The following is a 25,758-nucleotide window of genomic DNA, read 5'->3' as shown; positions in this document are numbered from 1 at the left end:
ATGCCCGTCGACCCACGGACACCGGTGCTGATCGGCTACGGCCAGGTCAACCACCGCGAAGACACGCCCGGCATCGAGCCGGTCGACCTGATGACGGCGGCCGCCCGCGAGGCCGCCGACCCGCAGGTGCTCGCGGCGGTCGACTCCATCCGGGTGGTGAACCTGCTCTCGGCGCGTTACCGCGACCCCGGCCTGCTGCTCGGCCAGCGGTTGGGTATCGACAATTCGGCCACCCGGTACAGCGGTGTGGGCGGCAACGTGCCGCAGACGCTGGTGAACCAGGCGTGTCTGGACATCCAGCGCGGCCGCGCGGACGTGGTACTGGTGGCCGGCGCGGAAACCTGGCGGACCCGCATGCAGTTAAAGAAGCACGGCAACAAGCTCACCTGGACCGAACAGGACGAATCGGTTCCGATAGCGCCGGGCGGCGACGACAACGTCCCGATGGCCGGGCCGGCCGAGGAACGCATCGAGCTCGCAAGGCCGGCCCATGTCTATCCGATGTTCGAGCAGGCGCTGCGAATCAGCACCGGCGAGTCGATCGACGACCACCGCAAGCGCCTCGGCGAACTGTGGGCGCGGTTCAACGCCGTCGCGGTGAACAACCCGCACGCGTGGATTCGCAAACCTATTGAAGCGGAAGAGATCTGGCGTTCTGGACCGACTAACCGGATGGTCAGCTGGCCCTACACCAAGTTGATGAACTCCAACAACATGGTCGACCAGGGCGCCGCACTGGTGCTGACATCGGTACAGACCGCGACGCGTCTGCAGGTCCCGGTTGAGCGCTGGGTTTACCCGTATGCCGGCACCGACGCACACGACACCTATGCGATCAGCGAGCGTGCCGAACTGCATCGCTCACCGGCCATCCGCATCGCCGGTGCGCGCGTGCTGGAGCTGGCCGGCCTGGGTATCGATGATGTCGACCATGTCGACCTGTACTCGTGCTTTCCGTCGGCGGTTCAGATCGCCGCCACCGAACTGGGGTTGCCGGTCGACGACCCCGGTCGACCGCTCACCGTCACCGGCGGGCTGACCTTCGCGGGCGGACCGTGGAGCAACTACGTGACCCACTCGATCGCGACAATGGCCGAACTGCTGACCGCCCATCCGGGTCGGTGTGGGCTGATCAGCGCCAACGGCGGGTACCTGACCAAACACAGTTTCGGTGTGTACGGCACCGAGCCACCGACATCGCAATTCCGTTGGGAGGACGTGCAATCGGCCGTCGACCGGGAGCCGACCCGGCCGGCGGTGGTCGAATGGGAGGGCGTCGGCACCGTCGAGTCCTGGACAACGCCGTTCAACCGGGACGGCGAGCCCGAGAAGGCGTTCCTGGCCGTGCGGACACCTGACGAGTCGCGCACCTTGGCCATAATCCCCGATGCCCCGTCGGCTGCGATCACCGCACGAGAGGACATCGCCGGGGCCAAGGTCGCGATCCGCCCGGACGGTACCGCGACCCTGCACTGACGGCCCAATTCTTACGTTCGGGTCAAAAGCCTCTTGAGGACTGCCTCGGCGCGCCTATTGTCGGGGAAGGCACCGGGGGAGGTGAGCACCGCATGCGGATCCTGGTAACCGGCGTTACCGGAGTCGTGGGACGTGCGCTGGCCCGCCAACTGGTGGCCGCCGGTCACACGGTCAGCGGCATCGCCCGGTATCCGCATGCCTGTCTGGATCCCGAGGTCGACTTCGTTTGCGGGCCGCTCGGCGGGCAGGTTCTACAGCAACTGGCCGACGAATCGCACGTGGTGGTACATCTGGCGCCTATCGAGCCGGCTCCCGGCAACGCCGGCATCAACGGGGTGGTGCACGTCGCCCACGCTGCGGCATGCGCCGGCGCACGGCTGGTTTTCGTGTCTCAGGCGGCCGGAGCGCCCGGGTTGTATGGGCAAGCCGAGGCGCTGGTCGCCACCGGGTGGGCGCCCAGCCTGATCATCCGGACCGCACCGCCGGTGGGCCGTCAGCTCGACTGGGCGGTATGCCGCACGGTGGCCACCCTGCTGCACGCCACGTCGACACAGCCGTCGGTGCGCCTGGTGCATCTCGAGGATTTGGTCCGCTTCCTGAACCTTGCCGTCGCAACCGACACCACCGGTGCGGTGGATCTGGCGACGCCGGACACCACCGATGCGGCCACCGCGCGGCAGCTGCTGCGCTCCGCGGGCCAGCGGTCGCGACCTTACCGACTCGCCACGTGGGCAGAGCTGACGCCGTCGATGGACACCTCTGCGCTGCAAGAGGATTGGCACTTCGAGTTCGGTTGGTCCGTGACGGGCGCGGTGGCCGACACCGCGCGTGGGGTCGCCGGTCGCAAGCTCGGCACCGGTGGCGCGATCGACCTGCCGGGGCGTCTGCCGTTGCCGCGGGAGACCATGCCGCGCTTTGGACCGCTGGGGGGTCCGGGGCTGCGATGTGCGGCCCCGGACGGATTGGAGGGCGAGTTCGACGACCGGATCGATCCGCGATTCCCGGTCTTCGGCACGGGTACCTTTGCCGCGGCGCTGCCAGGCCCGTTGACTCCGATGACCCTCGACGTTCAGCTGGGTGCCTTACGTGGCGCCAGCCGAATGATGAGCCAAGCGATGGCGTTGGGGGGCGCGGCGGCCGACGAATGGGAAACGCGGGCCGTCGCGGTGTTCGGCCATCGTCCCTATATCGGGGTGTCGGCCGGCGTGATCGCCGCCAGCCGGCTGCCCGGCTGGGACGAGCAAGCCGTCGTCGAGCACGCAGTGGGCAACTCGCCGGTCGGCGAGCTGCTGCCGCTGGGCCGTCCGCCGCTGGGCGCCAAGGCGGCAAAAGCTGTTGTGGTGACGCGGGCACTGGCTATGCTGCGCCATCTGAAAACCGACACGCAGTCTTACCGCGCTGCCGCGACAGCTGAGCACCTTGACGCGCCGCAGTTGGGCTCGCTGTCGGAGGCCGGTCTGCAGGTGCGGATACGGCTGTTACGCGACCGGGTGCACCAGGGGTGGTGCCTGACCGCGCTCTGGGTGATCGACACCGGGGTCACCGCAGCAACACTGGAGCGCACCGGCGCATGTGCGCCGATCTCGGGCATCGGCACGCTGCTGGACAGTGGCCACGTCGCGGCTGAGATCACTGCGCTGGCGGGCTTGCTGCGGCGTGATCCGCGGGCCGGTGCGCTAGCCGCCGACGGTGATCTGTGTGGCATCCGCGCCGTGTGCCCGGATGTCGCCGCGGAACTCGACGCGACGGTGGCCCGGATCGGCCACCGCGGCGTCGGTGAGGCCGAACTGGCCCACTGCGTGTTCGGCGACGATCCGGCAGCGTTGCTGGTGGCCGCCGCGTCGGCGACGTCGACCGCCCCCGCATCGCCACCGGAGACCGTTTTCGAGCGGGTCGCGGCCAACGCCCGGATGTCTCGCGAACTGGCACACGACACCACCATGCGGTTCACCCATGAATTGCGAATGGCCTTGCGCGAGTTCGGCGCTCGGCGCGTTGCCGCGGAGCTCGTCGACGTCGTCGACGACGTGTATTACCTGACCTGCGAGGAACTGCTGAGCTGGCCCAGCGACGCCGGGCTGCGGATCAAACGTCGCCGCGCCGAACGAGAACGGTTGCAGGGTGTGTGTATGCCGGACGTCATCGACCACAGTTGGCACCCGCTCAAGTCGGTTGGCGGATAACGCGGGTCAGGTCAGCAGTTCGCCCAACGACACCTGCGGGTCGGCCAGCCGCTCGGGATCCACCGGGCTTTGGGACCGGATCAGTTCCTTGACGTCGTCGAGCACATCCCAGATGTTGACGTTCATTCCGGCCAGTACGCGTTTTTCGGCATCGAGCCAGAACGCGACGAACTCGCGGCCGTCGACGTCGCCGCGGAACACCACGCGGTCGTATCTGGGGGCGTGACCGGCGTACTCCATGCCCAGGTCGTACTGGTCGGTGAAGAAATACGGCAACTCCGCGTACTGCGTGGGTTCGCCGAGCATGCCGGCCGCCGCCACTGCGGGCTGCTTGAGCGCATTGGCCCAGTGTTCGGTGCGGATGCGGGTGCTGTAGAGCGGATGGTCAGCGGCGGCGATATCGCCGACGGCGTAGATGTCGGCATCGCTGCTGCGCAGGGACGCGTCGACCAGCACCCCGCCGTCGCCCATCGACAGTCCGGCTTGCTCGGCGAGTTCGATATTGGGTTGGGCACCGACTGCCACCAGCACTGCGTCCGCGGTGACCGTGGACCCGTCCTGCAGCTTGAGGCCGGTGGCCTTCCCGCCTTCGGTGGTGATCTCTTGGACCTGGGACTGCAGGCGCAGGTCGACACCATGCTCGCGGTGCAGGTTGGCGAACACCGTGCCGACCTCTTCGCCCAGCGCGGCCATCAGCGGCAGTTTGGCGGTCTCGACGACGGTGACGTCGGCCCCGCGCTGACGGGCGCTGGCCGCCACTTCCAGGCCGATCCACCCGGCGCCCACTACTGCCAGCGAGGAGCCTTCAGAAAGCACCGAATTGAGCGCCGACGCGTCCTCAAAGGTCCGCAGATAATGAACGCCGGCGGCATCGGATCCCGGTATCGGCAGATGCCGGGACCGGGATCCGGTGGCCAGCAGTAGCTTGTCGTAGTCGACGGTGGTGCCGTCGGGCAGAGCGACAAGATGACCGGCCGGGTCCACCGCGGCGGCTCGGACTCCCAGTCGCAGGTCGACGTCGTGGTCGCTGTACCAGGCCGAGTCGTGCACAGTGAAATCGGTCAGCGTCTTCTTGCCGGCCAAAAACTCCTTGGACAGCGGCGGACGCTCGTAGGGGAGGTGCTCCTCCTCGGCGACGAGCACGATGTGCCCATCGAAGTTCTTGTCGCGCAATGCTTCTGCCGCTTTGGCGCCGGCGAGTCCACCGCCGACGATGACAAATGTATTTGAGCTGCCCATAAGTCCAGCCTACTGTGCTGGGTTCAGCTCAAAAGTCCCTTCAGGAAACGCGCATTGCGTACCGCGTGGCCGTGTGGGTCGTTGTTGAAGTACATCCAGACGTCGCGGCCTTCGCCGTCCCATTCGGCGATCCGCTCCGCCCACTGCTCCAGTTCGTCGGGCGGGTAGGAGCCGGCGTACATCGCCTCCGGATCCGGGCCGTGCATCCGGATGTACACCAAATCCGTGGTGGCGCGGAGGATACACGGCAGGCCGGCCCCGCTCATCACCACGTAGGCGGCGTGGCGGCGTTCCAGCAGCGCATACACCACCGGATCGTTCCAGGACGGATGCCGCAATTCGACGGCCACCCGTAGCCAATCCGGCATGGCGGCGAGGAAACTGTCCAACCGGTCGTCGTCGCGGCGCTGTTCGGGATGCAGTTGAACCAGCAGCACGCCGTGGCGGTCGCCCAGCGTGTGCCAGCACTGTTCGAAGCGCTCAATCCAGGGCTGCGGCGTGCCCAGTCTGCGGTAGTGCGTCAAGCCGCGATGCGCCTTCACCGACATCGTGAAGCCGTCCGGCAACTGCGCGCGCCACCCCTCGAACGTTGAATCCTTGGGCCACCGATAGAAGCTGGCGTTGAGTTCGACGGTGTCGAATTCCTCGATGTAGCGGGCCAACCGACGTGCGGGCGGCAGGCCGGGCCGGTACAGCACGTCGGTCCAGTGATCGTAGGACCATCCGGACGTGCCGATTCGCGCGGTCACGCCGGCTCAACCAGCCGCCTGCGCATGCACGTCGCGGTCCAGCGATGAGCGCATGAGCGCGGCGGCCAGGCGCGCGTTGGTGCGCGGCGCCAGGGAACCGAGTTTCTTCGGGTCGGTGGGCAGTCCTAACCGTTTTGCTTCAGCAGTGACCCGTTTGTCGAAATAGGGCCGCACCCACGTCCACACGTCTTGCACCTCCCGCAAGAAGATGTCGGCTCCGGTGTCGCCGATACCCTTGAACTGCCTGAGCATTCGTGCGGCCACGCCGACATCGTGTCCGCTTCGCGAAGCGATTCCGCGCAGATCGCCCGAGTAGTCGTCGTTCGCCCGCCGCGCCATGTCGGTGAGCCGAGTGGCCGAGCTTTCGTCATAGCGCACGTAGTGGGCGCGACCGAATGCCTCGATCATGGTCCGGCGATCGGAGCCGAGCACGGCTTTAGGGGTGCGCAAGCCCGCTCTGAAAAGTTCGCGCCCGGCCTGCATGGCGATCGACGCGTCGATCGGCTTGCTGGCCAGCATGCACAGCACCAGTAGTTGAAACAGCGGCATGGGCTTGTCGCTGATGCGAACTCCCGCCTCGGCGGCGTACGTGGTGCCGGCAACCTTCAGCAGTCGCTTCACCCGTTCCTTGGACTCGTCCATAGCGCACCGATTACCCGCGCCTCTTGGTCGGCAACCGTCGTTCATTTCTTGGGCGCCGACAGGCGCGAATTCGGCCGGCATTTGGACCGGCCTGAACTGCCATTGTGCAATTACTCCCACCAATGTCCGCCAATTGTGCTAATTTGCGCCATCAGTTCTTCAGCATGACCGCGGGTAATGGGGGACCGGGGATGATTACCCATCGCAGCCGCTTGACCAGATTGGCGATCGCGGCGCTGCTGAGCGGCAGTGCGCTGCAGCCGCTGGTGTTCGCAGCGCCCGCGCACGCGGATCCGACCGCCGTTGTCATGGCAAAAACCCAGCGCATGTCTGAGCCAAGCCGCAATTCGCAACAGGATGGTTGGTACCACAAGCACGACACGTTGACACTCGAGTGCTTTCAGCGCGGGGAGGCCGTGAAAGGGTACTTCAGTTCCAACATCCCAAATGGCGGCTGGGACAATCTTTGGTACCGGGTATCCGACAATCATTTCGTCGCCGATGTCGATATCCAGACGGGCGCCCAGAACACGGTCACCGGAGCATGCAGCGATCAGCCCCCGCCACCTGCTCAGGTTTCATCGACTGATGGCCGCGCGATGGGCAAAACGCAGGCTTCCAACACCGCTGCGCCGGGTCAATGCACCGACGGGGCAATGCAGAAATGGCACGAGGCCACTGGCGAATATCCCGACGTCCATGGCGACGCCAAAGACTGGGCGAACTCTGCGAGTGCCGCAGGGTGGACAGTCGTCGATGATCCTCAGCCGCGGTCGATCGTGGTGTTTCAGCCGGGCGTGGAAGGTGCCGATCCCGTAACTGGCCACGTGGCCTGGGTCAATTCGACTTCGCGACGGCCCGACGGCCTCTACATCAACCTCACCGAGATGAACAATGCGCAACACGGCGGTCTATTCCACTGGTGGACCCGTGATGCCAAGCACGTGCCCGGGATGTCGTACATCCTCGCGCCGTAGGCGACGTCAGTCCAGGTCCACCCGGATGGTCAGCAGGTCGCTCCCCATCAGCCGGACCACGGCGCTGTTGAGCCCGGGCAGGCTGCGCAGGCGCTCTTTTGCGTCGTCGTCGGGCAGCAGGTGGGCGGTGCCGCTGCGCCAGCGGCCGTGAACGCGCACCCGCACCGCGGGATTGGCCTTGATGTTGTGCACGTAGTGGGAATGGTCGCCGTGTTCGGAGACCATCCAGAACTGGTTGTCGATCACCCGGCCACCAACCGCGGTGCGGCGTGGCTGACCGGACTTTCGGCCGATGGTTTCCAGCATCGTCACCGGCAGTTGTCGGCCAACTGGGTTGACCAGCAAGCGCTGGGCAGTGTGGACGATGCGCCGCTTGAGGTTGCTCACGCTCGCGAACGTTACGCCGCGACGGTCACCCTGTCGGCGGGTTCCAACGCCAGCGCGACGATCTCGGCGACATCGGTCATCGGCCTGACATCCAGGGCGTCGAGCACCTCGGCGGGCACATCGTCGAGATCCGGCTCGTTGCGCTGCGGGATGAACACCGTCGACAGACCCGCGCGCTGGGCGGCGAGCAGCTTCTGCTTGACGCCGCCGATCGGCAGCACCCGGCCGTTCAGCGTCACCTCGCCGGTCATCCCGACGTCGGCGCGCACCTGCCGCCCGGTGGCCATCGAGACCAGCGCGGTCACCATCGTCACGCCGGCCGACGGACCGTCCTTGGGCACCGCCCCGGCGGGCACGTGCACGTGGATGCGCCGGTCCAATGCCGCAGGGTCGACGTCCAACTGCGTGGCGTGCGAGCGCACATAGGACAGCGCGATCTGCGCCGACTCCTTCATCACGTCACCGAGCTGACCAGTCAGCTGTAAGCCCGGCTCACCCTCGTTGGCGCCGGCCTCGATGTAGAGCACATCACCGCCCAGCCCGGTGACCGCCAATCCGGTTGCCACGCCCGGCACCGCGGTGCGTTCGGCCGACTCCGGGGTGAACCGCGGTCGGCCCAGGTAGCCAACCAGATCCGGCTCGTCGATGATCATCGGCTCCGTTTCGTCGCTGAGCTTGGTGGTGACCTTGCGCAACGCCTTGGCCAGCAGCCGTTCGAATTGCCGCACACCGGGCTCCCGGGTGTAGTCGGCGGCGATCTTGCGCAGCGCGGCCTCGGTCACGTTGACCTCGTCGGTGGTCAGCCCGGCGCGGTCACGCTGGCGGGGCAGCAGGAAGTCGCGGGCGATGGCCACCTTGTCGTCCTCGGTATAGCCGTCGATCTGCACCAATTCCATGCGGTCCAGCAGCGCCGACGGGATGTTCTCGATGACGTTGGCCGTCGCCAGGAACACCACGTCGGACAGGTCCAGGTCCAAATCCAGGTAGTGGTCGCGGAAGGTGTGGTTCTGCGCGGGGTCAAGCACCTCCAGCAATGCCGCCGACGGGTCGCCCCGGTAGTCAGAGCCGACCTTGTCGATCTCGTCGAGCAGCACGACGGGGTTCATCGAGCCGGCCTCGCCGATGGCGCGCACGATGCGGCCGGGCAGCGCGCCGACATAGGTACGCCGGTGGCCGCGGATCTCAGCCTCGTCGCGCACCCCACCCAGCGCGACCCGAACGAACTTGCGGCCCAGGGCGCGGGCGACGCTCTCGCCCAGCGAGGTTTTGCCGACGCCGGGCGGGCCGGCCAGCACCATCACCGCACCGGAGCCGCGACCGCCGACAACGTGCAGCCCACGTTGGGCGCGACGGGCCCGCACCGCCAGATATTCGACGATGCGGTCCTTGACGTCGTCCAGGCCGTGGTGGTCGTCGTCCAGGATCTGGCGGGCGGCCTTCAGGTCGGTGGAATCTTCGGTCGTGGTTTTCCACGGCAGCTCGAGCACGGTGTCCAGCCAGGTGCGGATCCAGCCGCCCTCGGGGCTTTGCTCGCTGGCGCGTTCCAGCTTGCCGACCTCACGCAGCGCGGCTTCGCGCACCTTGTCGGGCAGCTCGGCGGCCTCGACGCGAGCCCGATAGTCATCGGAACCCTCAGGTTCGCCTTCGCCGAGCTCCTTGCGGATCGCGGCCAACTGCTGGCGCAGCAAAAATTCCTTCTGCTGCTTTTCCATGCCGGAACGCACATCCTCGGCGATCTTGTCGTTGACCTCGACCTCCGCGAGGTGATCGCCGGTCCAATCGATCAGCACTCGCAGCCGCTCGGCGACATCTTCGGTCTCCAGCAGCTGACGCTTCTGCACGTCGGTCAGATACGACGCATAACCAGCCATGTCCGCCAGCGCCGACGCGTCGGTCAACCGGTTGACCATGTCCACGATTTCCCACGCCTCGCGGCGCTGCAGCATCCCCAGCAGCAGCTTTTTGTAGTCGGCGGCCAGGGCGCGCGTCTCGTCATCGGGTTCGGGCTCGGCGACCTCGGTCACCTCGACCCACAGCGCCGCACCCGGTCCGTTGGCTCCGGCACCGATGTGGGCCCGTTGCTCGCCGCGCACCACAGCGGCGGTGCCACCGCCGGCGATGCGCCCGACCTGCAGGATCGACGCCAACACCCCGTAGGAGGGGTAGCGGTCGTCGAGCCGCGGCGCGATCAGCAGCTTGCCCGATTCGCTGGCCCGGGCCGCGTCGACGGCCGTCCGGGCGGCCTCGTCGAGCGCGACGGGCACCACCATCCCGGGCAGCACGATCGGATCACTGACGAATAAGACCGGCACTGTTTTGGCTTCAGCCATCAATCCTCCAAAGTTAAGCCTGATGCGCTCAACCTCGGTGGTCCGGGGTTTGTTCCCCGACGCTTAGAACGGTGGCGGTTCGTCGTCGTCGGACGTGTGTGCATCCCTCGAGCCGTTGGGCACGCTGCCATTTCCCTGGCAGTTCACAGACCTGAAGCCGATAAGCTTTTTATCCAGGTTTGCAGCGAAAAGGAACGGGGCCGTGGCCGAGCGGAGTATGGAAGTCGATACGGCGCATCTACATGCCGGTGCGGACCGGTGTAACGATGCAGCCCAGACAGCATTGGCTGCGGCGGGCAAGCTTGCCGGGAAGGAACCGGCTGCGGGGATGTTCGGCGATTTCGCCGAAGCCCACGAATTTCATGAGGCGGTCTCGACGGCACACCAGGGCCACATCGAGCAGTTGCACGGCCATCACCGCGCGCTGATCGAAATTAGCGGCGAAAGTCATTCCGCGGCACATGAATTCACCGCGCGGGATACTTCGACCGCCGACACCTTCCGAGCCGCCGAAGCCGGTTTCGACACGCTCTGATGCCTCCAACCTCGGGTCTGGTCAACCTATCGATCGGTGATTTGATCGCTGGGGCTGGCGGTGACCCGTGGAAGATGAACGACGAACTGCAGGCGGGCGACCCTGGCGCGATCAATGACCATGCGGACGCGTTCCACGCTGCGGCGGGTTCTGCCACCGAGGTCGAAGGCGACCTCCAGTCGGCCAAGCAGCGTTTCGAGAAGGGCTGGAAGCACAACGGGACTGAGCATCCGATCAACGAGTCGGCCGAAGTCACCCGCGCCACCACGGCATTGCAACTGCAGAAACCCCAAACTCGCCAAGATCGCACTGGATTTGGAGACAGTCGCTGCAGGACTGGCCACGGCCCAACGCACCAGCGACGCTGACATCGCCGCTCTGGACGCCAAATTGCACGAAATCGACGATGCGATAACCGCCGCCAAAGCCGCCTAATAAGACAGTCAAGCTCTTCACAACGCGGCGGTCGAGGCGGTGCGGACCACTCTCGGTGAGATCCAGGATGTTTGTAATGGCTATGTGGCCACCATGAAGTCGGCCCAGCCGACGATGGCGATCGTGAAGGCCTATGAGGATGAAGCCGGCGAGACACCCGGGCTAACCCCGACGAAGGGTGACGTGCTGATCGCGGCAGCGGGCGGGGTGTCAGGTGGTACCGCAGACGGCGTGCGTTCAGCGGCGCTCAAGTTGATCGCGGAGTCCCGTGGCACTGGGCCCGGAAAGGTTGACCCCGGTTTGTTGAGGTGGCTGGAGGATCCCAAGATTGGGGGCTTCGAGCTGAAGGGGTTATCCCGCATGGGTGGGGTGGTTGCTGCAGCCAGCGCGGTACCTGCCGTCATGTCCGACATCCATGACGGAAACTCGGTTGCCGAGGCTATTACCCGCGAGGGTGCAGGAGTGGCAGCCGGACTCTGGGCGGGCGCGGAGGCTGGTGCACTGGTCGGTTCGGTCGTTCCAGGCGCGGGGACTGCGGTTGGCCTGGTGGCAGGCGCCGTTATCGGGGCCGGCGCAAGCTTTGTGGCGTCGAAGGGCGTGGAAGTCGCGTGGAAACCGGTTAGCAACGCGGTGGGCAGCGCGGTGCATGGCGTGGCAAAGGTATTCGGGTTCGGTGGGTAGGACGTGCACCATGCGATTCGATGAGTTCGTGAAAGAGCATGGCATCACTGTGCTCCTCGTCGATATATTTTCCGGATTTGTCGTGGAGGTGGGGGTACCGCCAGGGTGGGAACCTTTTGATTCCGCTCCCGGCCTTCGGGTGTGGGCCTGTCGCACCGATCCCCGCATCACGGAGTTTTGCGCAAACGCGGTGTTGACCATGCATCGCATCGAGGCACCCCTCGATTCTCATAAGGTGTTCGCGATGCTGGCCGAGCAGCAGTTGGAGTCGGTTCCCCGGTGTCATGAACTGCACCGCGAACTTGCGGCAGCGACAGAGGGTGCTGGCGTTGTGGGAGCGCTCGCCATGCAGATCAGTCATGAACTCGGCATCGTCGACAGTGTGTCAAGGTCCCGGATCATTTCTACTGAAGAGGAGACGCTAATCGCGCAATTGACGGTGACCGCACTGCACGATTCCCCCGCGAACCGGGAACATGTCTGGTTGTCCGTCCAGACGGGTGCGGGTAAAGGTGCTGCCCCCATCGGTGATGGTCGTGCTGGCCCGGTAACCGAAATGAGAGACGGCCGCTGATGGCAGGTAACGGGACGAAAAGCCGTCGCGGCCGGATAGTGCGCTATACCTTCGGCGGTGCCCTGTGCCTGCTCGCGGGCATTAACTTGCTGATCGGGTCGCCGTGGTACCTATGCCTGGCCATTGCTGCGGTCGCCGGCATAATCATCCTCGGGCATGGCCGGATTTTTCGGGCCGGGGTCACCCGGACGGCTGATGAGGTAGTGTGCCGCTACGTTCCCTGGTACGAGGGAAACGCATACTCTACAAGTCTGCTGTTCCCGCTGCTGGGAGTTGGATTTTTGGCGGCGGGATACGCTCCCGGCAATCCTGTGTGGCTTCGGTTCGTCGGCATTCTTCCCTTGGGCATAACGCCACTGTGTGTGTTCTTCGTCATGCGCATGCGGCGCCGATGCCTTCTCCGTATCACGTCGTCGGCATTGGCTATGCAGCTGGACGGACGGGGGTCCGATATGACCGAAATCCGGCGTGAGTGTGTTGATTCGATCGCGCCCAAGACCGCTCCGATTGGGGCGTTCCAGTCGCTACAAGTCGCCGTCACCTATCGCTCCGCGGATTCGGGCACAGGCTCGACTAAGACGATCCTGCTTGGGCCGCCGCCGGGGCCAGGAGCCGTACAGGTGAGCGTGCAGCCCGTCAATCTTCTCAATGCCTTCGTGGCTTGGAAAGATGGCGCCCACGACGACCCGAACGAGTTATTAGATCGGATCGAACTGATTCTTCGAGGCCGCGAAACGGCTGGCGTGTGACCGTCTCTAATGGTTCGCGTCTAGTGCGCTCGCCCCAGTAGTCGCAGCGAAACCCGGCCTTCCCTGGCTGACTCTCCGTTAGCCGAGCTTTCCGTCGACATCGAGTTGCACACTTGGCTCTGATGCGCCGATTGTTGGCTCGGAGTAGCGGGGTGCGGCAGCGGGACGGACACTGCTCGTCATGGTGCCCGAATCCCGTCCCGCGCTTACCGGCACCGTCCGGCCGACCCTAAACTCACCATAGCCCGCCCAAGCTCCGCGAAGGCGCTCTCCACCGCGCCGATACTAGGGCCCGGCCGTCCAGGTCGATGGTTGAGTACGTTCAGCCTTGCTCGTCGCCAGAGGTGGTACAACCCGCGTTCCTGACTGACCCTGCATTAACCCAGTTTCCGTGAACTGCAATCAGAACGGTGGCGGCTCGTCGTCGCCGTCGCGCGGCGCCAGGTCGAAGTAGCTCATACGCTCGTCTCGCCGTGTTGTGCGTGCATTGTGGTTGGCTCGGCGTTCGGCGGCGATGCGGTGGGCGCGGTTTTGGGCGCGGGTGCGGCGGCGTTTGGGCATCATCGCGGTGCGCTCGCCGCAGTAGTCATCCGGGAGATCGGCTTCAATCGCCGAGATGCCGCCGGTGGAGTGGCACAAGCTGGGAAACAGCAGCGCGCTACCCGGAGTGCTGACATACGTCCGCCCCGAAGGGGACGTCAAAATCACCGTGCCGTCAGGCAACTGCTGATCACGCCAACCCCAAAACGTCTTCACCAAATGATGAGTGCGGCAATAACATTTGAGATTCGACGCATGCGTCGGCCCGCCAACGGCATACGGGATCGTATGGTCGAGATCGCACTCGGCAGCCGGCCGGTCACAGCCCGGCCAGCGACACGTCAAATCCCGGCACCGCACAAAATCCGCCAACGCCTTGGACGGCACATACCCCAGCTCGGGTGGCGCATCGCCCGGGTGAACCAACGCCACCAGCTTGGCCGTTTTAGCCAGCTCCGCCACCAGTTCAGCCGGGATCAGCCCATCGGCCCCGACCTCGGAAGCCATTGCCGAGCCGCTGCCCGAGATCGCGGCCTGCTCGGCGACCACATGGATCACCACAGGCGATGCAGCAGGCTGCTTTCCAGCGGCACAATCGCCTCGCCCACAACGACAGCCCAGTCGATCAGCCCGTGCCGCAAGGGCACCCAACGCATCAGCACGACGCTGATCGCGAGTACGCGGATCGTACTCACACACCGTGGCAGCCAACGCATCCAATTGCTGGTCGAGAGCATGCGCATCGGCAGTCAGCAGGCTCCCATGGATCTCCGAGATACCCGAGTCGGCATCGCCGATCCAAATCTCACGACCACCCTGGCGCTTATTGCGCCGCCGCACAGCATCGGCATCAGCCCTGCCCACAATCTTGTCGACCTGACCAGCAAGCCGACCCTGCGTCATCGACGGCCAACGCGGCACATTCACGGCCAACTGCGCATCCACCGTCGCCAACACGTCGCGATCGGTGATCAAATCAGTGCGAAACACAATCGTCTGAAACACCCGATAATCGATATCACCAGCTTGGAAGACCGCTGCCAGCATCGGCAGCCGCTCGCGCATCGCCCGGGCATACCGCAACCGACTTCCCGCCAGCCCCTGACTGATCCGCAGCGCCGCGGCCACCTCAGCCGTCACCGCCTCTTCAGTATCAATGGCCCATTCTTCGGTGTTCGAGCACCGCGACAACCGGTAACCGAACAATTCACCAATCGCGGTCAGCTGCGCGGCCGCTGCCTGGTTCTCCGCCCGCGAGGACGCACAGATCCGCTCCACCAGCGCACTCGACTCCGGCGTGGTCGAGGGATGGCGCCGCTCGAACAGCTCATCAAACCGAGCGCTCACCGCCACCCGCGCCGCCCCATCGAACATACGTTCGAGTATAGCAGATTATTCCGACACCTCCGGCGGCCGAACCGGCACCAGCCGCCGCAATTGCGTGACGTGCGACGGTGACAACTCCTCCAAGCACGTGACGCCGAGGAGTCGCATGGTCCGGGTCAGCTGGCCGGACAGGATTTCGATGGCACGCTCGACACCGGCTTCACCACCCGCCATCAGCCCATACAAATAAGCCCGCCCAATCAGCGTGCACCGCGCACCCAACGCCACCGCGGCCACGATGTCCGCGCCGGACATGATCCCGGTATCCAGCAAGATTTCCGTGGAGCCGCCAAGCTCTCGCGCGACCAACGGCAACAGATGAAACGGCACCGGCGCTCGATCAAGTTGGCGGCCACCGTGATTGGACAACACGATGCCGTCGGCGCCGGCGTCGACGACGGCGCGGGCGTCTGCCAGAGTTTGAATACCTTTCACGACGAGCTTGCCCGGCCACTGGGTCTTGATCCATGCCAGATCAGCGAAGGTGACGCTGGGGTCGAACATGGTATCCAGGTATTCGCCGACGGTGCCCGACCATCGATCCAGCGATGCGAACGCCAGCGGCTCGGTCGTCAGCAGATCGAACCACCAGTGCGGGCGCGGCAGTGCATCGAGCACGGTCCGCAGGGTCAAGGTCGGCGGGATCGTCATTCCGTTGCGGGTGTCGCGCAATCGCGCACCGGCAACCGGAACGTCGACGGTGACCAGTAGCGTGTCGAAACCCGCCTGAGCTGCCCGGTCCACCAACGCCATCGACCGGTCCCGATCCCGCCACATGTAGAGCTGAAACCATTTGCGGCCCTGCGGAATGGCTGCGGCTATATCTTCGATCGCGGCGGTGCCCAGGGTGGACAGTGAGAACGGAACACCAGCGCGCGCCGCAGCGCGAGCACCGGCGATCTCGCCCGCGGTATGCATCAACCGGGTGAACCCCGTCGGCGCGACGCCGAACGGCAGCGCCACCGGCGCACCGAGCACCGGCCAGCCGGTGCGCACACTGCTGACGTCGCGCAGGATCGCCGGGTGAAATTCGATGTCGCGGAAGGCTTGCCGCGCCCGCTCGATCGACAACTCGTCTTCGGCAGCCCCGTCGGTGTAGTCGAATGCGGCCCTGGGGGTACGCCGCTGGGCGATACGCCGTAGATCGTGGATGGTCAGCGCCGCGTCGAGTCGGCGTTGCACGCGGTCGAGCCGGGGCTTGCGAAACCGGATCAGCGGCGCGAGGTCACCGATCTTCGGCACCCGTCGTTTGACTGTGCGACGGTGGTTAGATGACGTCCGCAAATGATCCCTTCGATCTCCAGCGCTTCGTCGACGCGCAAGCTCGGGTCTATCACACCGTCGTCGAGGAGTTGCGTGCCGGCCGCAAACGCAGTCACTGGATCTGGTTCATCTTTCCGCAGCTGGCCGGACTCGGCAGCAGTCCGATGGCCGCAAGGTATGCGATCTCTTCGCTGGACGAAGCACAGGCCTACCTTCACCACGAGGTGCTCGGCCCGCGGCTGTACGAGTGCACACAGCTGGTCAACGGCATCGACGGCCGTTCGATCGCCGAGATTTTCGGATCACCCGACGATCTGAAGGTCCGCTCGTCGATGACGCTGTTCGCCCGCGCCACCGACGACAACCGGGATTTCGTCGCGCTGCTGGATAAGTACTACCGCGGGGAGCAAGATCCGCTGACGCTGAAGCGGCTCACATAGGCTGCAGGATGCGCCAGCCCTGTGGTTCGACCACGACGACGTCGACGATCTCTTCCGGCGGAGCTCCGGATCCGGCGACCACCTGTGCGCGCGGCACCCTCGCCTCCAGCGGCGCGTCATCGATGTTGAGCACGACGATCAGGGCGTCGTCATCGTGGTGGGTCCGATAGACGTAGTGCCGGTTGTCCAGCAGCAACGCGGTCGTGGTTGCGGCGTGCAGCCACGCATGGCGGCGCCGCAGCCCGATCAGGTATTGGTGCAGCGCCCACAACTTTGCGCCGTCATCATCCAGAGGTACCGGGGGAGAACCGAATTCGGGCCGCACCGCGTCGTCGCCGCCGAACCGATCCTCTTTGACCCCGAGGTAGCCGAGTTCGTCACCGGCGTACACGCTGGGAATGCCGCCGACGGTCAACAGCAGCACCAGCGCGTGGGCGACGTGAGCAGAATGCTCGAGTTGACTGGCAACCCGAGTGACGTCGTGGTTGCCAATGAAGGTCAGCGGCGCGAAACTGTCCAGGAACTCGTTGTGCCGCTGTAGCGCCCAGTCCAATTCGTAGAAGTTGCCGTCGTTGAGGCTGCTCCAGATCGCTTTCCACAGCTCGTATTGGGTGGCCGAGTCGAAACCGGCCTCGGTGACCACCGCGGCATAGTCGCCGTGAATGAGCTCTCCGACGAACCACGCCTCCGGATGCTGCCGGCGAACTCGCGGGAGCACAGCAGCCCAAAAGCTAGACGGCACAGCATAAGCCGCATCCAGCCGCCAGCCGTCGGCGCCACGCTCCAGCCAGTGCGACATGACATCGACGACGTAGTCGGCGACTTCGGGGTTGTCGTGGTTCAGCGTGGTGAGATCGCCGTGGCCCTCGAAGCTGTAGTCACGAAACCAATCCTGGTGATCGCGCGAGAAGTCCGGCCCGACGTGGTTGAACACCCCGTCGAGCACGATCCGCAATCCACGCCGATGCGCCTCGGCGACAAGGAAGTCGTAATCGTCGTCGTCGCCGAGGCGCGGATCGATGCGGTAATGATCGGTCGTGTCGTAGCCGTGGGTCCGGGAGGCGAAAATCGGACCCAGGGCAATCCCGGACGCGCCCAACTCGATGCCGTGGTCGAACCACTCGGTAACCCGACGTAGGCGGTGCTCGTCCGGCGCTGGCGGCTGCTCACCCGGGAATGCGCCGACGAAGCCCAGCGGGTAGAGCTGCCACCAGATCACATGCTCGACCCAGTCGGCCACGTCGTTAAAGTTACCCGGCCGCGGCAAGCGTCTGGGCGGCGGTGATCGCCTGGGCCACGCCCGCGACAATGGACGCCGCCTTCAACGCCTCGAATATCGCCTCTCGCTCGACGCCGGCCTCCCGCAGCGAGTGCTCGTGGGAAGCTAGGCAGTCCGAGCACCCGTTGATCGACGACACCGCAAAGCACCACAATTCGAAGCTGGCTTTGTCCACACCCGGGTTGCCGATGATGTTCATCCGCAATCCTGGGCGCAGGTCGTCGTAGGCGCCATCGAGGAAGCCGCGGCCACGATAGAACACGTTGTTCATGCCCATGATCGACGCGGCGCCCAACGCCGCCTGGTACGCCTCGGCCGACAGATAATCCGCGGCTTCCGCGCCGACTTGGGTCAGCACCTCAGCATTTCGCGTCGCCGCAGCGCTGGCCAACAGCGTGCCCCACAGCTGTTCCTCATTGAGAGCGGTGGTGCGGGCGATCGACCCCAAGTTGAGTTTGAGGTCTTTGGCGTACTCGGGCAGTGCGGTTTTGAGGTTCTCGATGCTCATCTGCGCCACTCCTTTAGGCGGACTTCTTCAGCTCTTCGCCGGCGTCGATGGTGGGGTCACCCTTGCGCCAGTTGCAGGCGCACAGCTCGTCGGACTGCAGGGCATCGAGCACCCGCAGCACCTCGTCGACGTTGCGCCCCACCGAGCCGGCGGTCACTGAGACGAACTGGATCTCGTTGTTGGGGTCGACGATGAACGTCACCCGGTCGGCGACACCCTCGTCGTTGAGCGCCCCGGTGGCCTCGACAAGTTCACGCTTGATGTCGGACAGCATCGGGAACGGCAGCTTCTTGAGATCTTCGTGCTGGGCGCGCCACTGGAAGTGGACGAACTCGCTGTCCACCGACACACCCAGAACCTGGGTGTCGCGGTCTTCGAACTCGTCGTTCAACTTGCCGAACGCAGCGATCTCGGTCGGGCACACGAAGGTGAAGTCCTTCGGCCAGAAGAAGATCACTCGCCACTTGCCGGGGTTGTCTTCGTTGGTGATCGTGGTGAAATAGTCTTCCGGCTGCTTGGCGTTGACCTTCGACAGATCACCACCGATCAGCGCGGTGAGCTCGTAGGCGGGAAACTGATCGCCGATTGTCAGCAGTGCCATGATCACTCCTTTGATCAAGATCGGTTTTACTCTCCAACTTTTTGGACTCGATCCAATTTTGGCCTAATCTAACCTTAAAGTAAAGGTGATATTTCCCACTACACTGATAGGCATGACCGATAAGAGTTATCAACCCACCGTCGCCGGCCTACGGGCCTTCGTCGCGGTGGCGGAAAAGCAACACTTCGGCACTGCTGCAAGCATTCTCGGTGTCAGTCAGTCGACGCTGTCACAGTCCCTGTCGGCGCTGGAAGCCGGCCTCGGCGTCCAGCTCGTCGAGCGATCAACGCGGCGTGTCTTCTTGACGACGGAGGGTCGGCACCTGCTGCCGCAGGCGCAAAGCGCGATCGAAGCGGTGACCGCGTTCACCGCAGCGGTCGCTGGCACCGTGGATCCGCTGCAGGGCACCATGCGCCTGGGCCTGATCCCCACGGTGGCGCCGTACGTGCTGCCGACGGTGCTGGCCGGATTGACCGAGCGATTGCCCGCGCTGACCCTGCGAGTGATCGAGGACCAAACCGAGCGATTGCTGATGTCACTGCGCGAGGGTGCTTTGGATGCAGCGCTGATCGCGTTGCCTGCCGAGGCCAGCGGTGTCACCGAAATCCCGATCTACGACGAAGACTTCGTGCTCGCGCTGCCGCCGAGTCACCCGTTGGCGGGCAAACGGCGGGTGCCGCCGACGGCGCTGGCGCAATTGCCGCTGCTGCTTCTCGACGAGGGCCACTGCCTGCGTGACCAGACCCTCGACCTCTGCCGCAAGGCCGGAGTGCGCGCTGAGTTGGCCAACACCCGCGCCGCATCGCTGGCCACGGCAGTGCAGTGCGTAACCGGTGGATTGGGCGTGACCCTGATCCCGCAGAGCGCGGTATCGGTCGAGGCCAGCCGCAGCCAGCTCGGGCTGGCACAGTTCGCAAATCCCCGCCCGGGGCGGCGGATCGGCCTGGTGTTCCGCTCATCCAGCGGTCGCGAAGCGCCCTACCGGCAGCTGGCTCAGGTCATCGGGGAGTTGGTCAGCGCCGACAGCCCCGTGCGCCTGGTTCGCCACCCCGCCGCCACGACGTAGCAGGAACATGTTCTAGTTGCAGTCATGCTGGACTTCACCTTGGAGAACATCAGCGTCGAGGACCTCGAACGGCTGCGGGCAGTCTATGAGCCGCTGACCCAGTCGGTACGGGAGTTGATCGACGCCACCATCCGTACCGAAGTCGACGCCGAAACCGTCGCCGCGGCGAAGAATGAAATCGATTCGGCCACCGCACGTTTACGCAGCAAGCAGGTGGATGGCACCTTCGGTGTGCGCTACCTGTCCAGCGGCGAGCAGATGGCGTGGGGAAACGTCGTTATCGGAGCGCGCAACCCGATCGCCCCGCCACTGGAGATCCAGCATGACCCGTCGGGCAGGGCGTGGTGCGAATTCGATCTCGGTGCCGCCTATGAGGGGCCGCCCGGTCATGTACACGGCGGCGTCGCGGCCCTGGTTCTCGATCACCTCTTGGGCGAAGCAGCCAGCGACGGCACCAACCCGCGGCTGACCGGGACCATCACCCTGCGCTATGTGCGGGCCACCCGGCTTGGCCGCTTGCACGCCGAGGCGACCGCCACTCGCGTGGAGGGTGTGAAGACTTTCGCGGCGGGCTTCCTCGCCGACGACGAGGGTGTCACCGTGGAAGCCGAGGGCGTGTTCATCCAGCCGCGGTGGGCGCGGGAGTTGTAGCGATGGAAAAGGTAGTGGCGGTGCTCCGGGCCGCCGACCGCGACGACGACTGGTGCGCCCGCCAGCGGGGGCCGGTTGCTGATGCGATCCTGGGCCTTGGTGTTGCCGGTCTGGCCGTCAATGTGCGGGACAGCGTGGTGCGTGGCTCGCTGATGACGCTCACGACGTTCGACCCGCCGGCGGCCGCAGTAGTGAGCATCTGGGCTCAGCAGTGCTATGGCGACCAGATCACCGCCGCGCTGGCCACGCTGGAGGCCGAATGCGAGGAGCTCGCCGGGTATCTGGTCACCGAGTCGGTCCCGCTGCCGGCCCCACTGGAGCTCGGCTGCCGCACAACGGGTTTGGCCAACGTTGCGCTATTGCGGCGCCCGGCCGGGCTGGACCAGGACAGCTGGCTGGCTCGCTGGCAGCGCGACCACACACCGGTCGCAATCGAGACACAGGCCACCTTCGGCTATACCCAGAACGCGGTGGTGCGCGCCCTGACCCCAGACGCGCCGCCCATCTCGGGCGTCGTCGAGGAGTTGTTCCCGATCGAGGCGGTCACCGACCTGACGGCCTTCTTCGGCGCCGCCGATGACAGCGATTTGCAGGACCGGTTGAGCCGGATGATCGCCAGTACATCGGCGTTCGGGGCCAACGAAAACATCGACACCGTGCCGACGAGTCGGTATGTGCTTCGAACACCGTTTTTATGAGTCTGGCAACCACCACACTCATGATGCTTGGGAGGCAGCCGTGACATTGCAGATCGACGACGAGAACAAGGTCCGCACGCTGACCTTGAACCGGCCTGAGGCGCTCAACGCCTTCAACGAGGCGCTCTACGACGCCACGGCCGAGGCGCTGTTGGCCGCCGCCGACGACCCGGAGGTCGCGGTGGTTCTGCTGACCGGGGCGGGGCGCGCCTTCAGCGCCGGGACTGATCTCGGGGAGATGCAGGCACGGGTCACCGACCCGGGCTTCGTGCCGGGAAAGCACGGCTTCACCGGGCTGATAGACGCGCTGAGCGCGTTCCCCAAACCACTGATCTGCGCGGTGAACGGCGTCGGGGTCGGTATCGGCGCCACCATCCTGGGCTACGCCGACCTGGCGTTCATGTCCTCAACTGCGCGACTGAAATGCCCGTTCACCAGCCTCGGCGTGGCACCAGAGGCCGCCTCGTCGTATCTGCTGCCCCAGTTGGTCGGCCGGCAGAACGCGGCCTGGTTGCTGATGTCCTCGGAATGGGTGGACGCCCAGGAGGCGCTGCGGATGGGTCTGGTCTGGAAGGTGTGCGAGCCGTCAGATCTGCTCGTTGATGCGCGTCGGCACGCGGAAATCCTTGCGTCGCGGCCGATTTCGAGTCTGATGGCGGTCAAACACACCATCGTCGAACCGACCCGCCCGGAGATCGCAGCGGCAAGCGCCCGGGAGAACGCTCACTTCGCCGAGCTGATGGGTACCCAGGCCAACGCCGCGGCGCTGGCGGATTTCACCGGTCGCCGAAGCGGCTGAGTTACCGCGCGGCGCTGGTTTCGAACTGCGCGGCGGCCTCAATGATCGCCCGTAAGCTGTGCCGGCAACGCCCGCAGTCCGCGCCGGCCCCGCAGGCTGCGGCAACTTCTTTGGAGGTCGACGCGCCGCACGCGACGGCGTCGGCCACGGTTTGACTGGTGGCCCCGACGCACAGGCACACGTACATCAACCCACCCCCGCCGAACCGGCGGAAGGACCGGACTGAACAGGCCTCATGTTAGTGAAGTCTAACCTAACTTGGTTAGTGGAGTCTAACCTAACCTGCAGGCGTGTTGAACTGCGCTTTTGCACCTGGAAACGGCGTCGCAGCCAGCGGCCCACCGCGACGCGCCGACGCCGGACGAATCATCGCACCGGCGGCTCTGCGCTGGACTAGATTGAATCCGGCATGACACGTCGCGGGTTACAGCCCAACCCCCGACAGCCTCACGCAGTCCGACACCTGACAGCTTGAAATAAGGAGCGATCATGCAAGGTGATCCCGATGTTTTGCGCCTACTCAACGAACAATTGACCAGTGAACTCACCGCGATAAACCAATACTTTCTGCACTCGAAGATGCAGGAAAACTGGGGCTTTACCGAGCTGGCGGCCCACACCCGCGCAGAGTCGTTCGACGAAATGCGGCACGCAGAAATGGTGACGGATCGCATTCTGCTGCTCGACGGTTTACCGAACTACCAGCGCATCGGGTCGCTGCGGGTCGGCCAGACGCTGCGCGAGCAATTCGAGAGTGACTTGGCAATCGAATTCGATGTGCTCAACCGTCTCAAGCCGGGCATCATCATGTGCCGCGAGCGTCAAGACAGCACCAGCGCGCAAATTCTGGAGAAGATCGTCGCCGACGAAGAAGACCACATCGACTACCTGCAAACGCAGCTGGAGTTGATGGATAAGCTCGGCGAGGCGCTCTACGCCGCGCAGTGCGTCGCCCGCCCGCCCACCACCTGACAAACCGTCCCAGCGGCCGCGGGCGCCGATGGAAAGGCCGGTATGACCGCACCGACGGCGACGCCAGCCGCGGACGCGGCGCAGGACAGCACTCTGGTCAGCCCGCAACGACGCAATCTGATCTTTTTGGCGATCGTGCTCGGGATGCTGCTGGCTGCGCTTGACCAGACCATCGTGGCGACCGCGCTGCCGACGATCGTCGCCGATCTCGGCGGAGCCGGTCACCAGTCGTGGGTGGTCACCAGCTATCTGCTGGCCTCCACCATCGTCACCGCCCTGGCGGGCAAACTGGGCGACCTTTTCGGCCGCAAAGCGGTGTTCCAAGCCGCCGTGGTGTTTTTCGTGGTCGGCTCGGTACTGTGCGGCCTGTCGCACACGATGGTCATGCTGGTGGGATCCCGGGCGCTGCAGGGCATCGGTGGCGGCGGTCTGACCGTCACCGCCACCGCGCTCATCGGTGAAGTCATCCCGCTGCGCGAACGCGGCCGCTATCAAGGCGCGCTGGGGGCGGTATTCGGAGTCACCACGGTCGTCGGGCCGTTGCTGGGCGGCTATTTCACCGACCACCTGACCTGGCGATGGGCGTTTTGGATCAACGTGCCGGTATCGGTGGTGGTGTTCTTCGTGGCAGCCGCAACCATCCCCACGCTGGTCGAACGCGCCAAACCCGTTATCGACTACGTCGGCATCGTTTTCGTCGGTCTCGGCGCCGCGGGTTTGACGTTGGCCACCAGTTGGGGCGGCACCACGTACCCGTGGGGATCCGCGACGATCATCGGCCTGTTCGTTGGCTCCGCTGTCGCGCTGGCCGTTTTCGTGTGGGTGGAAAGCCGGACCGCCGCGCCGATCCTGCCGCCCCGGCTCTTCGCCAGTCCGGTTTTCACGGTGTGCTGCATCCTTTCTTTCGTCGTCGGGTTCGCGATGCTGGGCGCGCTGACCTTCCTTCCTACTTATATGCAATTCGTGAACGGCGTCTCGGCGACGGAATCGGGGCTTCGCACGCTGCCGATGGTGGTTGGCATGTTGACCACGTCGATGACGAGCGGCATCCTGGTCGGCCGAACCGGGCGGTACAAGGTCTTTCCGATCGCCGGGACGGCGGTGATGGCGGTGGCATTCGTGTTGCTGTCCCGGATGGGCCCGTCGACATCGACTCTGCTGCAGTCGCTTTACCTGGTCATCCTGGGGGCCGGTATCGGATTGTGTATGCAGGTGCTGACGCTCATCGTGCAAAACACCTCGAGTTTCGACGACCTCGGCGTCGCCACCTCGGGCGTGACATTCTTCCGCACGATCGGCAGTTCGTTCGGCGCCGCCATTTTCGGCTCGCTGTTCATGAATTTCCTGCAGGACAGGCTGGGACCGGCCTTGCAGGCAAGTCGAGCGCCCGCCGCGGCGGCGAGTTCGCCGGAGGTGTTGCATCGTCTGCCGCCGGAGGTCGCTGCGCCGATCGTGGCGGCCTATTCCGATTCGCTGTCCATGGTCTTTTTGTGGGCAGCGCCGGCGGCAGTGGTGGGGTTTGTGTTGGCGCTTTTCCTGCGTGAGATTCCGTTGCGGGACATCGGAAATAATGCCGCCGACCTCGGCGACGGATTTGCGATGCCCACCGCGCAGTCACCCGACGAGCTGCTGGAGGCAACCATCGGACGCATGCTGCAGGGCGCTCCCGGTATGCGACTGCGCAGCATCGCGATGCGTCCCGATTGCCCGCTGGATGCGGCCGGGCTGTGGGCCGTGTTGCGAATCCACCGCTACACGCGACTGTTCGGGTCGGCACGGTTAACCGATATCGGCGACGACGTGGGGGTGCCATACGAAGTCCTCGAACCCGTCTTCGACGGTGTGGTCCGCGCCGGTTACGCAGCACGCAACATCGACCGCTTGTGGCTGACCGCATCTGGTGTCCGGCAGGTCGACTTCGTGTCCAATCTGATTCGCGACTGGATTGTCGACAAATTAACCCGGGCTCCGGGATTCCAGGGCCGACCGGACCGAGCCCAGGTCGAGGCCGCCCTCGACCGGATCGCCCACCGGGTTGTCGCTCAACGTGATTGGCACGAAGGTCGGGGACAGCTGGCTATTGGCGCTAGGATCTCGTCATGAGCCGAATCGGAGAATTCGCTGACGACGACCTGGCCGGCTGGTTCGTGAAGTCCCCCGAACTCGGCGGCGCCATCGGCGCGTTCAGCGACGCTGTCTACAACCGCAATCGCCTGCCCATGCGCACCCGTGAGCTCGCGCGCGTCGTAATCGCCTATGACAACGAATGCGCGGTGTGCCTCAACACCCGCGACGGCGACGGGCCGGCCGCCGGTGTGGACGAAGAACTCTACGACCACGCGTTGGAATGGCGCACCTGGCCGGGCTACAGCGAACAGGAGCGACTGGCCGCCGAATTCGCGCACCGATTCGCCACCGAGCACGCCGTGCTGCGCGACGACGAGGACTTCTGGGCCCGCGCCTCCGAGCACTTCTCCGAGGAGCTGTTGGCCGACCTGGCGCTGTCGTGCGCGCTGTGGATCGGCATGGGGCGGGTGCTACGCACGTTGGACATCGGCCAGACCTGCAAGTTCACCTTGCCCAGTCGGGTTTGACGCA

General features: G+C 65.2%; 28 protein-coding genes. 17 read left to right on the top strand and 11 right to left on the bottom strand.

Annotation, left to right across the window (positions count from 1 at the left end; translation table 11 throughout):
• Both AC5Y42_RS16935 and AC5Y42_RS16930 read left to right on the top strand, forming a co-directional pair.
• Positions 1-1,476, top strand: a complete 1,476-nt coding sequence (locus AC5Y42_RS16935) for an acetyl-CoA acetyltransferase (protein WP_499899748.1) — start codon at positions 1-3, stop codon at positions 1,474-1,476.
• 92 nt (positions 1,477-1,568) lie between these two features.
• Positions 1,569-3,659: an NAD-dependent epimerase/dehydratase family protein gene (locus AC5Y42_RS16930; RefSeq protein WP_499899747.1), complete on the top strand. Its 2,091-nt coding sequence runs from the start codon at positions 1,569-1,571 to the stop codon at positions 3,657-3,659.
• A 6-nt stretch (positions 3,660-3,665) separates the two neighbouring features.
• Here AC5Y42_RS16930 and AC5Y42_RS16925 read toward each other — a convergent pair whose 3' ends face one another.
• From AC5Y42_RS16925 to AC5Y42_RS16915, 3 genes are read right to left on the bottom strand one after another with little or no spacing between them, the layout of a single operon-like run.
• A complete protein-coding gene (locus AC5Y42_RS16925) occupies positions 3,666-4,898 on the bottom strand; it encodes an NAD(P)/FAD-dependent oxidoreductase (RefSeq protein WP_499899746.1) in 1,233 nt (410 codons plus the stop codon).
• Positions 4,899-4,921: 23 nt separating this feature from the next.
• Entirely contained in the window at positions 4,922-5,647 is a 726-nt protein-coding gene (locus AC5Y42_RS16920) for a DUF72 domain-containing protein (protein WP_499899745.1), read from the bottom strand.
• Between the two features lie 6 nt (positions 5,648-5,653).
• Positions 5,654-6,289 carry an HhH-GDP family DNA glycosylase gene (locus AC5Y42_RS16915; protein WP_499899744.1) on the bottom strand — a complete coding sequence of 212 codons (636 nt, stop codon included), beginning with the start codon at positions 6,287-6,289 and terminating at the stop codon, positions 5,654-5,656.
• 104 nt (positions 6,290-6,393) lie between these two features.
• Between AC5Y42_RS16915 and AC5Y42_RS16910 the strand changes: the two genes are divergently transcribed.
• A complete protein-coding gene (locus AC5Y42_RS16910; RefSeq protein WP_499899743.1) occupies positions 6,394-7,266 on the top strand; it encodes a CHAP domain-containing protein in 873 nt (290 codons plus the stop codon).
• A 6-nt stretch (positions 7,267-7,272) separates the two neighbouring features.
• Here the strand turns inward: AC5Y42_RS16910 and AC5Y42_RS16905 are convergent, their stop codons facing one another.
• Both AC5Y42_RS16905 and lon read right to left on the bottom strand, forming a co-directional pair.
• Positions 7,273-7,653 carry a nitroreductase family deazaflavin-dependent oxidoreductase gene (locus AC5Y42_RS16905; RefSeq protein WP_499899742.1) on the bottom strand — a complete coding sequence of 127 codons (381 nt, stop codon included), beginning with the start codon at positions 7,651-7,653 and terminating at the stop codon, positions 7,273-7,275.
• An 11-nt stretch (positions 7,654-7,664) separates the two neighbouring features.
• Positions 7,665-9,983: an endopeptidase La gene (lon, locus tag AC5Y42_RS16900; RefSeq protein WP_499899741.1), complete on the bottom strand. Its 2,319-nt coding sequence runs from the start codon at positions 9,981-9,983 to the stop codon at positions 7,665-7,667.
• A 115-nt stretch (positions 9,984-10,098) separates the two neighbouring features.
• Between lon and AC5Y42_RS16895 the strand changes: the two genes are divergently transcribed.
• Genes AC5Y42_RS16895 through AC5Y42_RS16870 form a run of 6 tightly spaced genes read left to right on the top strand, consistent with a single transcriptional unit; the run spans position 10,099 to position 12,957 of the window.
• Positions 10,099-10,518, top strand: a complete 420-nt coding sequence (locus AC5Y42_RS16895) for a DUF2563 family protein (protein ID WP_499899740.1) — start codon at positions 10,099-10,101, stop codon at positions 10,516-10,518.
• Positions 10,518-10,886, top strand: coding sequence for a putative alpha/beta hydrolase (locus AC5Y42_RS16890; protein ID WP_499899739.1), 369 nt, complete (start codon positions 10,518-10,520; stop codon positions 10,884-10,886). Before AC5Y42_RS16895 ends, AC5Y42_RS16890 begins: the two co-directional genes overlap by 1 nt.
• Entirely contained in the window at positions 10,834-10,953 is a 120-nt protein-coding gene (locus AC5Y42_RS16885) for a putative alpha/beta hydrolase (protein ID WP_499899738.1), read from the top strand. Before AC5Y42_RS16890 ends, AC5Y42_RS16885 begins: the two co-directional genes overlap by 53 nt.
• 39 nt (positions 10,954-10,992) lie before the next feature.
• The gene (locus tag AC5Y42_RS16880) at positions 10,993-11,634 is read left to right on the top strand and encodes a hypothetical protein (RefSeq protein ID WP_499899737.1); all 642 of its coding nucleotides are present in this window, start codon (positions 10,993-10,995) and stop codon (positions 11,632-11,634) included.
• Positions 11,635-11,644: 10 nt separating this feature from the next.
• The gene (locus AC5Y42_RS16875; RefSeq protein WP_499899736.1) at positions 11,645-12,208 is read left to right on the top strand and encodes a hypothetical protein; all 564 of its coding nucleotides are present in this window, start codon (positions 11,645-11,647) and stop codon (positions 12,206-12,208) included.
• Complete coding sequence (locus AC5Y42_RS16870) at positions 12,208-12,957, top strand: hypothetical protein (RefSeq protein WP_499899735.1); 750 nt, start codon at positions 12,208-12,210, stop codon at positions 12,955-12,957. The genes AC5Y42_RS16875 and AC5Y42_RS16870 overlap by 1 nt, the downstream gene beginning before the upstream one ends.
• A gap of 402 nt (positions 12,958-13,359) precedes the next feature.
• Here the strand turns inward: AC5Y42_RS16870 and AC5Y42_RS16865 are convergent, their stop codons facing one another.
• Together AC5Y42_RS16865 and AC5Y42_RS16860 are read right to left on the bottom strand one after the other, a co-directional pair.
• A complete protein-coding gene (locus AC5Y42_RS16865; RefSeq protein WP_499899734.1) occupies positions 13,360-14,871 on the bottom strand; it encodes an HNH endonuclease signature motif containing protein in 1,512 nt (503 codons plus the stop codon).
• Between the two features lie 18 nt (positions 14,872-14,889).
• The gene (locus tag AC5Y42_RS16860; protein WP_499899733.1) at positions 14,890-16,167 is read right to left on the bottom strand and encodes an alpha-hydroxy acid oxidase; all 1,278 of its coding nucleotides are present in this window, start codon (positions 16,165-16,167) and stop codon (positions 14,890-14,892) included.
• Here AC5Y42_RS16860 and AC5Y42_RS16855 point away from each other — a divergent pair.
• Entirely contained in the window at positions 16,155-16,586 is a 432-nt protein-coding gene (locus tag AC5Y42_RS16855; protein WP_499899732.1) for a DUF1810 domain-containing protein, read from the top strand. The two genes, AC5Y42_RS16860 and AC5Y42_RS16855, sit on opposite strands and share 13 nt — an antisense overlap.
• Here AC5Y42_RS16855 and AC5Y42_RS16850 read toward each other — a convergent pair.
• Genes AC5Y42_RS16850 through AC5Y42_RS16840 form a run of 3 tightly spaced genes read right to left on the bottom strand, consistent with a single transcriptional unit; the run spans position 16,579 to position 18,974 of the window.
• Positions 16,579-17,826: an alpha-amylase family glycosyl hydrolase gene (locus AC5Y42_RS16850; protein WP_499899731.1), complete on the bottom strand. Its 1,248-nt coding sequence runs from the start codon at positions 17,824-17,826 to the stop codon at positions 16,579-16,581. The genes AC5Y42_RS16855 and AC5Y42_RS16850 overlap by 8 nt on opposite strands.
• A gap of 10 nt (positions 17,827-17,836) precedes the next feature.
• Positions 17,837-18,373, bottom strand: coding sequence for an alkyl hydroperoxide reductase (locus AC5Y42_RS16845; RefSeq protein ID WP_499899730.1), 537 nt, complete (start codon positions 18,371-18,373; stop codon positions 17,837-17,839).
• Positions 18,374-18,386: 13 nt separating this feature from the next.
• Complete coding sequence (locus tag AC5Y42_RS16840) at positions 18,387-18,974, bottom strand: peroxiredoxin (RefSeq protein ID WP_499899729.1); 588 nt, start codon at positions 18,972-18,974, stop codon at positions 18,387-18,389.
• Positions 18,975-19,086: 112 nt separating this feature from the next.
• Here AC5Y42_RS16840 and AC5Y42_RS16835 point away from each other — a divergent pair, with 112 nt between their 5' ends.
• Genes AC5Y42_RS16835 through AC5Y42_RS16820 form a run of 4 tightly spaced genes read left to right on the top strand, consistent with a single transcriptional unit; the run spans position 19,087 to position 22,188 of the window.
• On the top strand, positions 19,087-20,040 hold the full coding sequence (locus AC5Y42_RS16835) for a hydrogen peroxide-inducible genes activator (RefSeq protein WP_499899728.1): 954 nt from the start codon (positions 19,087-19,089) through the stop codon (positions 20,038-20,040).
• Between the two features lie 24 nt (positions 20,041-20,064).
• Positions 20,065-20,691, top strand: coding sequence for a PaaI family thioesterase (locus AC5Y42_RS16830; protein ID WP_499899727.1), 627 nt, complete (start codon positions 20,065-20,067; stop codon positions 20,689-20,691).
• 2 nt (positions 20,692-20,693) lie between these two features.
• On the top strand, positions 20,694-21,389 hold the full coding sequence (locus tag AC5Y42_RS16825) for an EthD domain-containing protein (RefSeq protein WP_499899726.1): 696 nt from the start codon (positions 20,694-20,696) through the stop codon (positions 21,387-21,389).
• 40 nt (positions 21,390-21,429) lie between these two features.
• Positions 21,430-22,188 carry an enoyl-CoA hydratase/isomerase family protein gene (locus AC5Y42_RS16820; protein WP_499899725.1) on the top strand — a complete coding sequence of 253 codons (759 nt, stop codon included), beginning with the start codon at positions 21,430-21,432 and terminating at the stop codon, positions 22,186-22,188.
• A gap of 1 nt (position 22,189) precedes the next feature.
• On the opposite strand, the gene AC5Y42_RS16815 is transcribed toward AC5Y42_RS16820, so the two are convergent.
• A complete protein-coding gene (locus AC5Y42_RS16815; protein WP_499899724.1) occupies positions 22,190-22,375 on the bottom strand; it encodes a (2Fe-2S)-binding protein in 186 nt (61 codons plus the stop codon).
• Positions 22,376-22,677: 302 nt separating this feature from the next.
• On the opposite strand from AC5Y42_RS16815, the gene bfr reads away from it, so the two are divergent.
• Genes bfr through AC5Y42_RS16800 form a run of 3 tightly spaced genes read left to right on the top strand, consistent with a single transcriptional unit; the run spans position 22,678 to position 25,754 of the window.
• Positions 22,678-23,160, top strand: a complete 483-nt coding sequence (gene bfr, locus AC5Y42_RS16810) for a bacterioferritin (RefSeq protein ID WP_499899723.1) — start codon at positions 22,678-22,680, stop codon at positions 23,158-23,160.
• Between the two features lie 42 nt (positions 23,161-23,202).
• Positions 23,203-25,263, top strand: a complete 2,061-nt coding sequence (locus tag AC5Y42_RS16805) for an MDR family MFS transporter (protein ID WP_499899722.1) — start codon at positions 23,203-23,205, stop codon at positions 25,261-25,263.
• Positions 25,260-25,754 carry a carboxymuconolactone decarboxylase family protein gene (locus tag AC5Y42_RS16800; RefSeq protein ID WP_499899721.1) on the top strand — a complete coding sequence of 165 codons (495 nt, stop codon included), beginning with the start codon at positions 25,260-25,262 and terminating at the stop codon, positions 25,752-25,754. The genes AC5Y42_RS16805 and AC5Y42_RS16800 overlap by 4 nt, the downstream gene beginning before the upstream one ends.
• Positions 25,755-25,758 lie beyond the last annotated feature (4 nt).

Source organism: Mycobacterium sp. NGS48, assembly GCF_059812585.1.
This window is presented reverse-complemented; position numbering and strand designations above follow the sequence as displayed.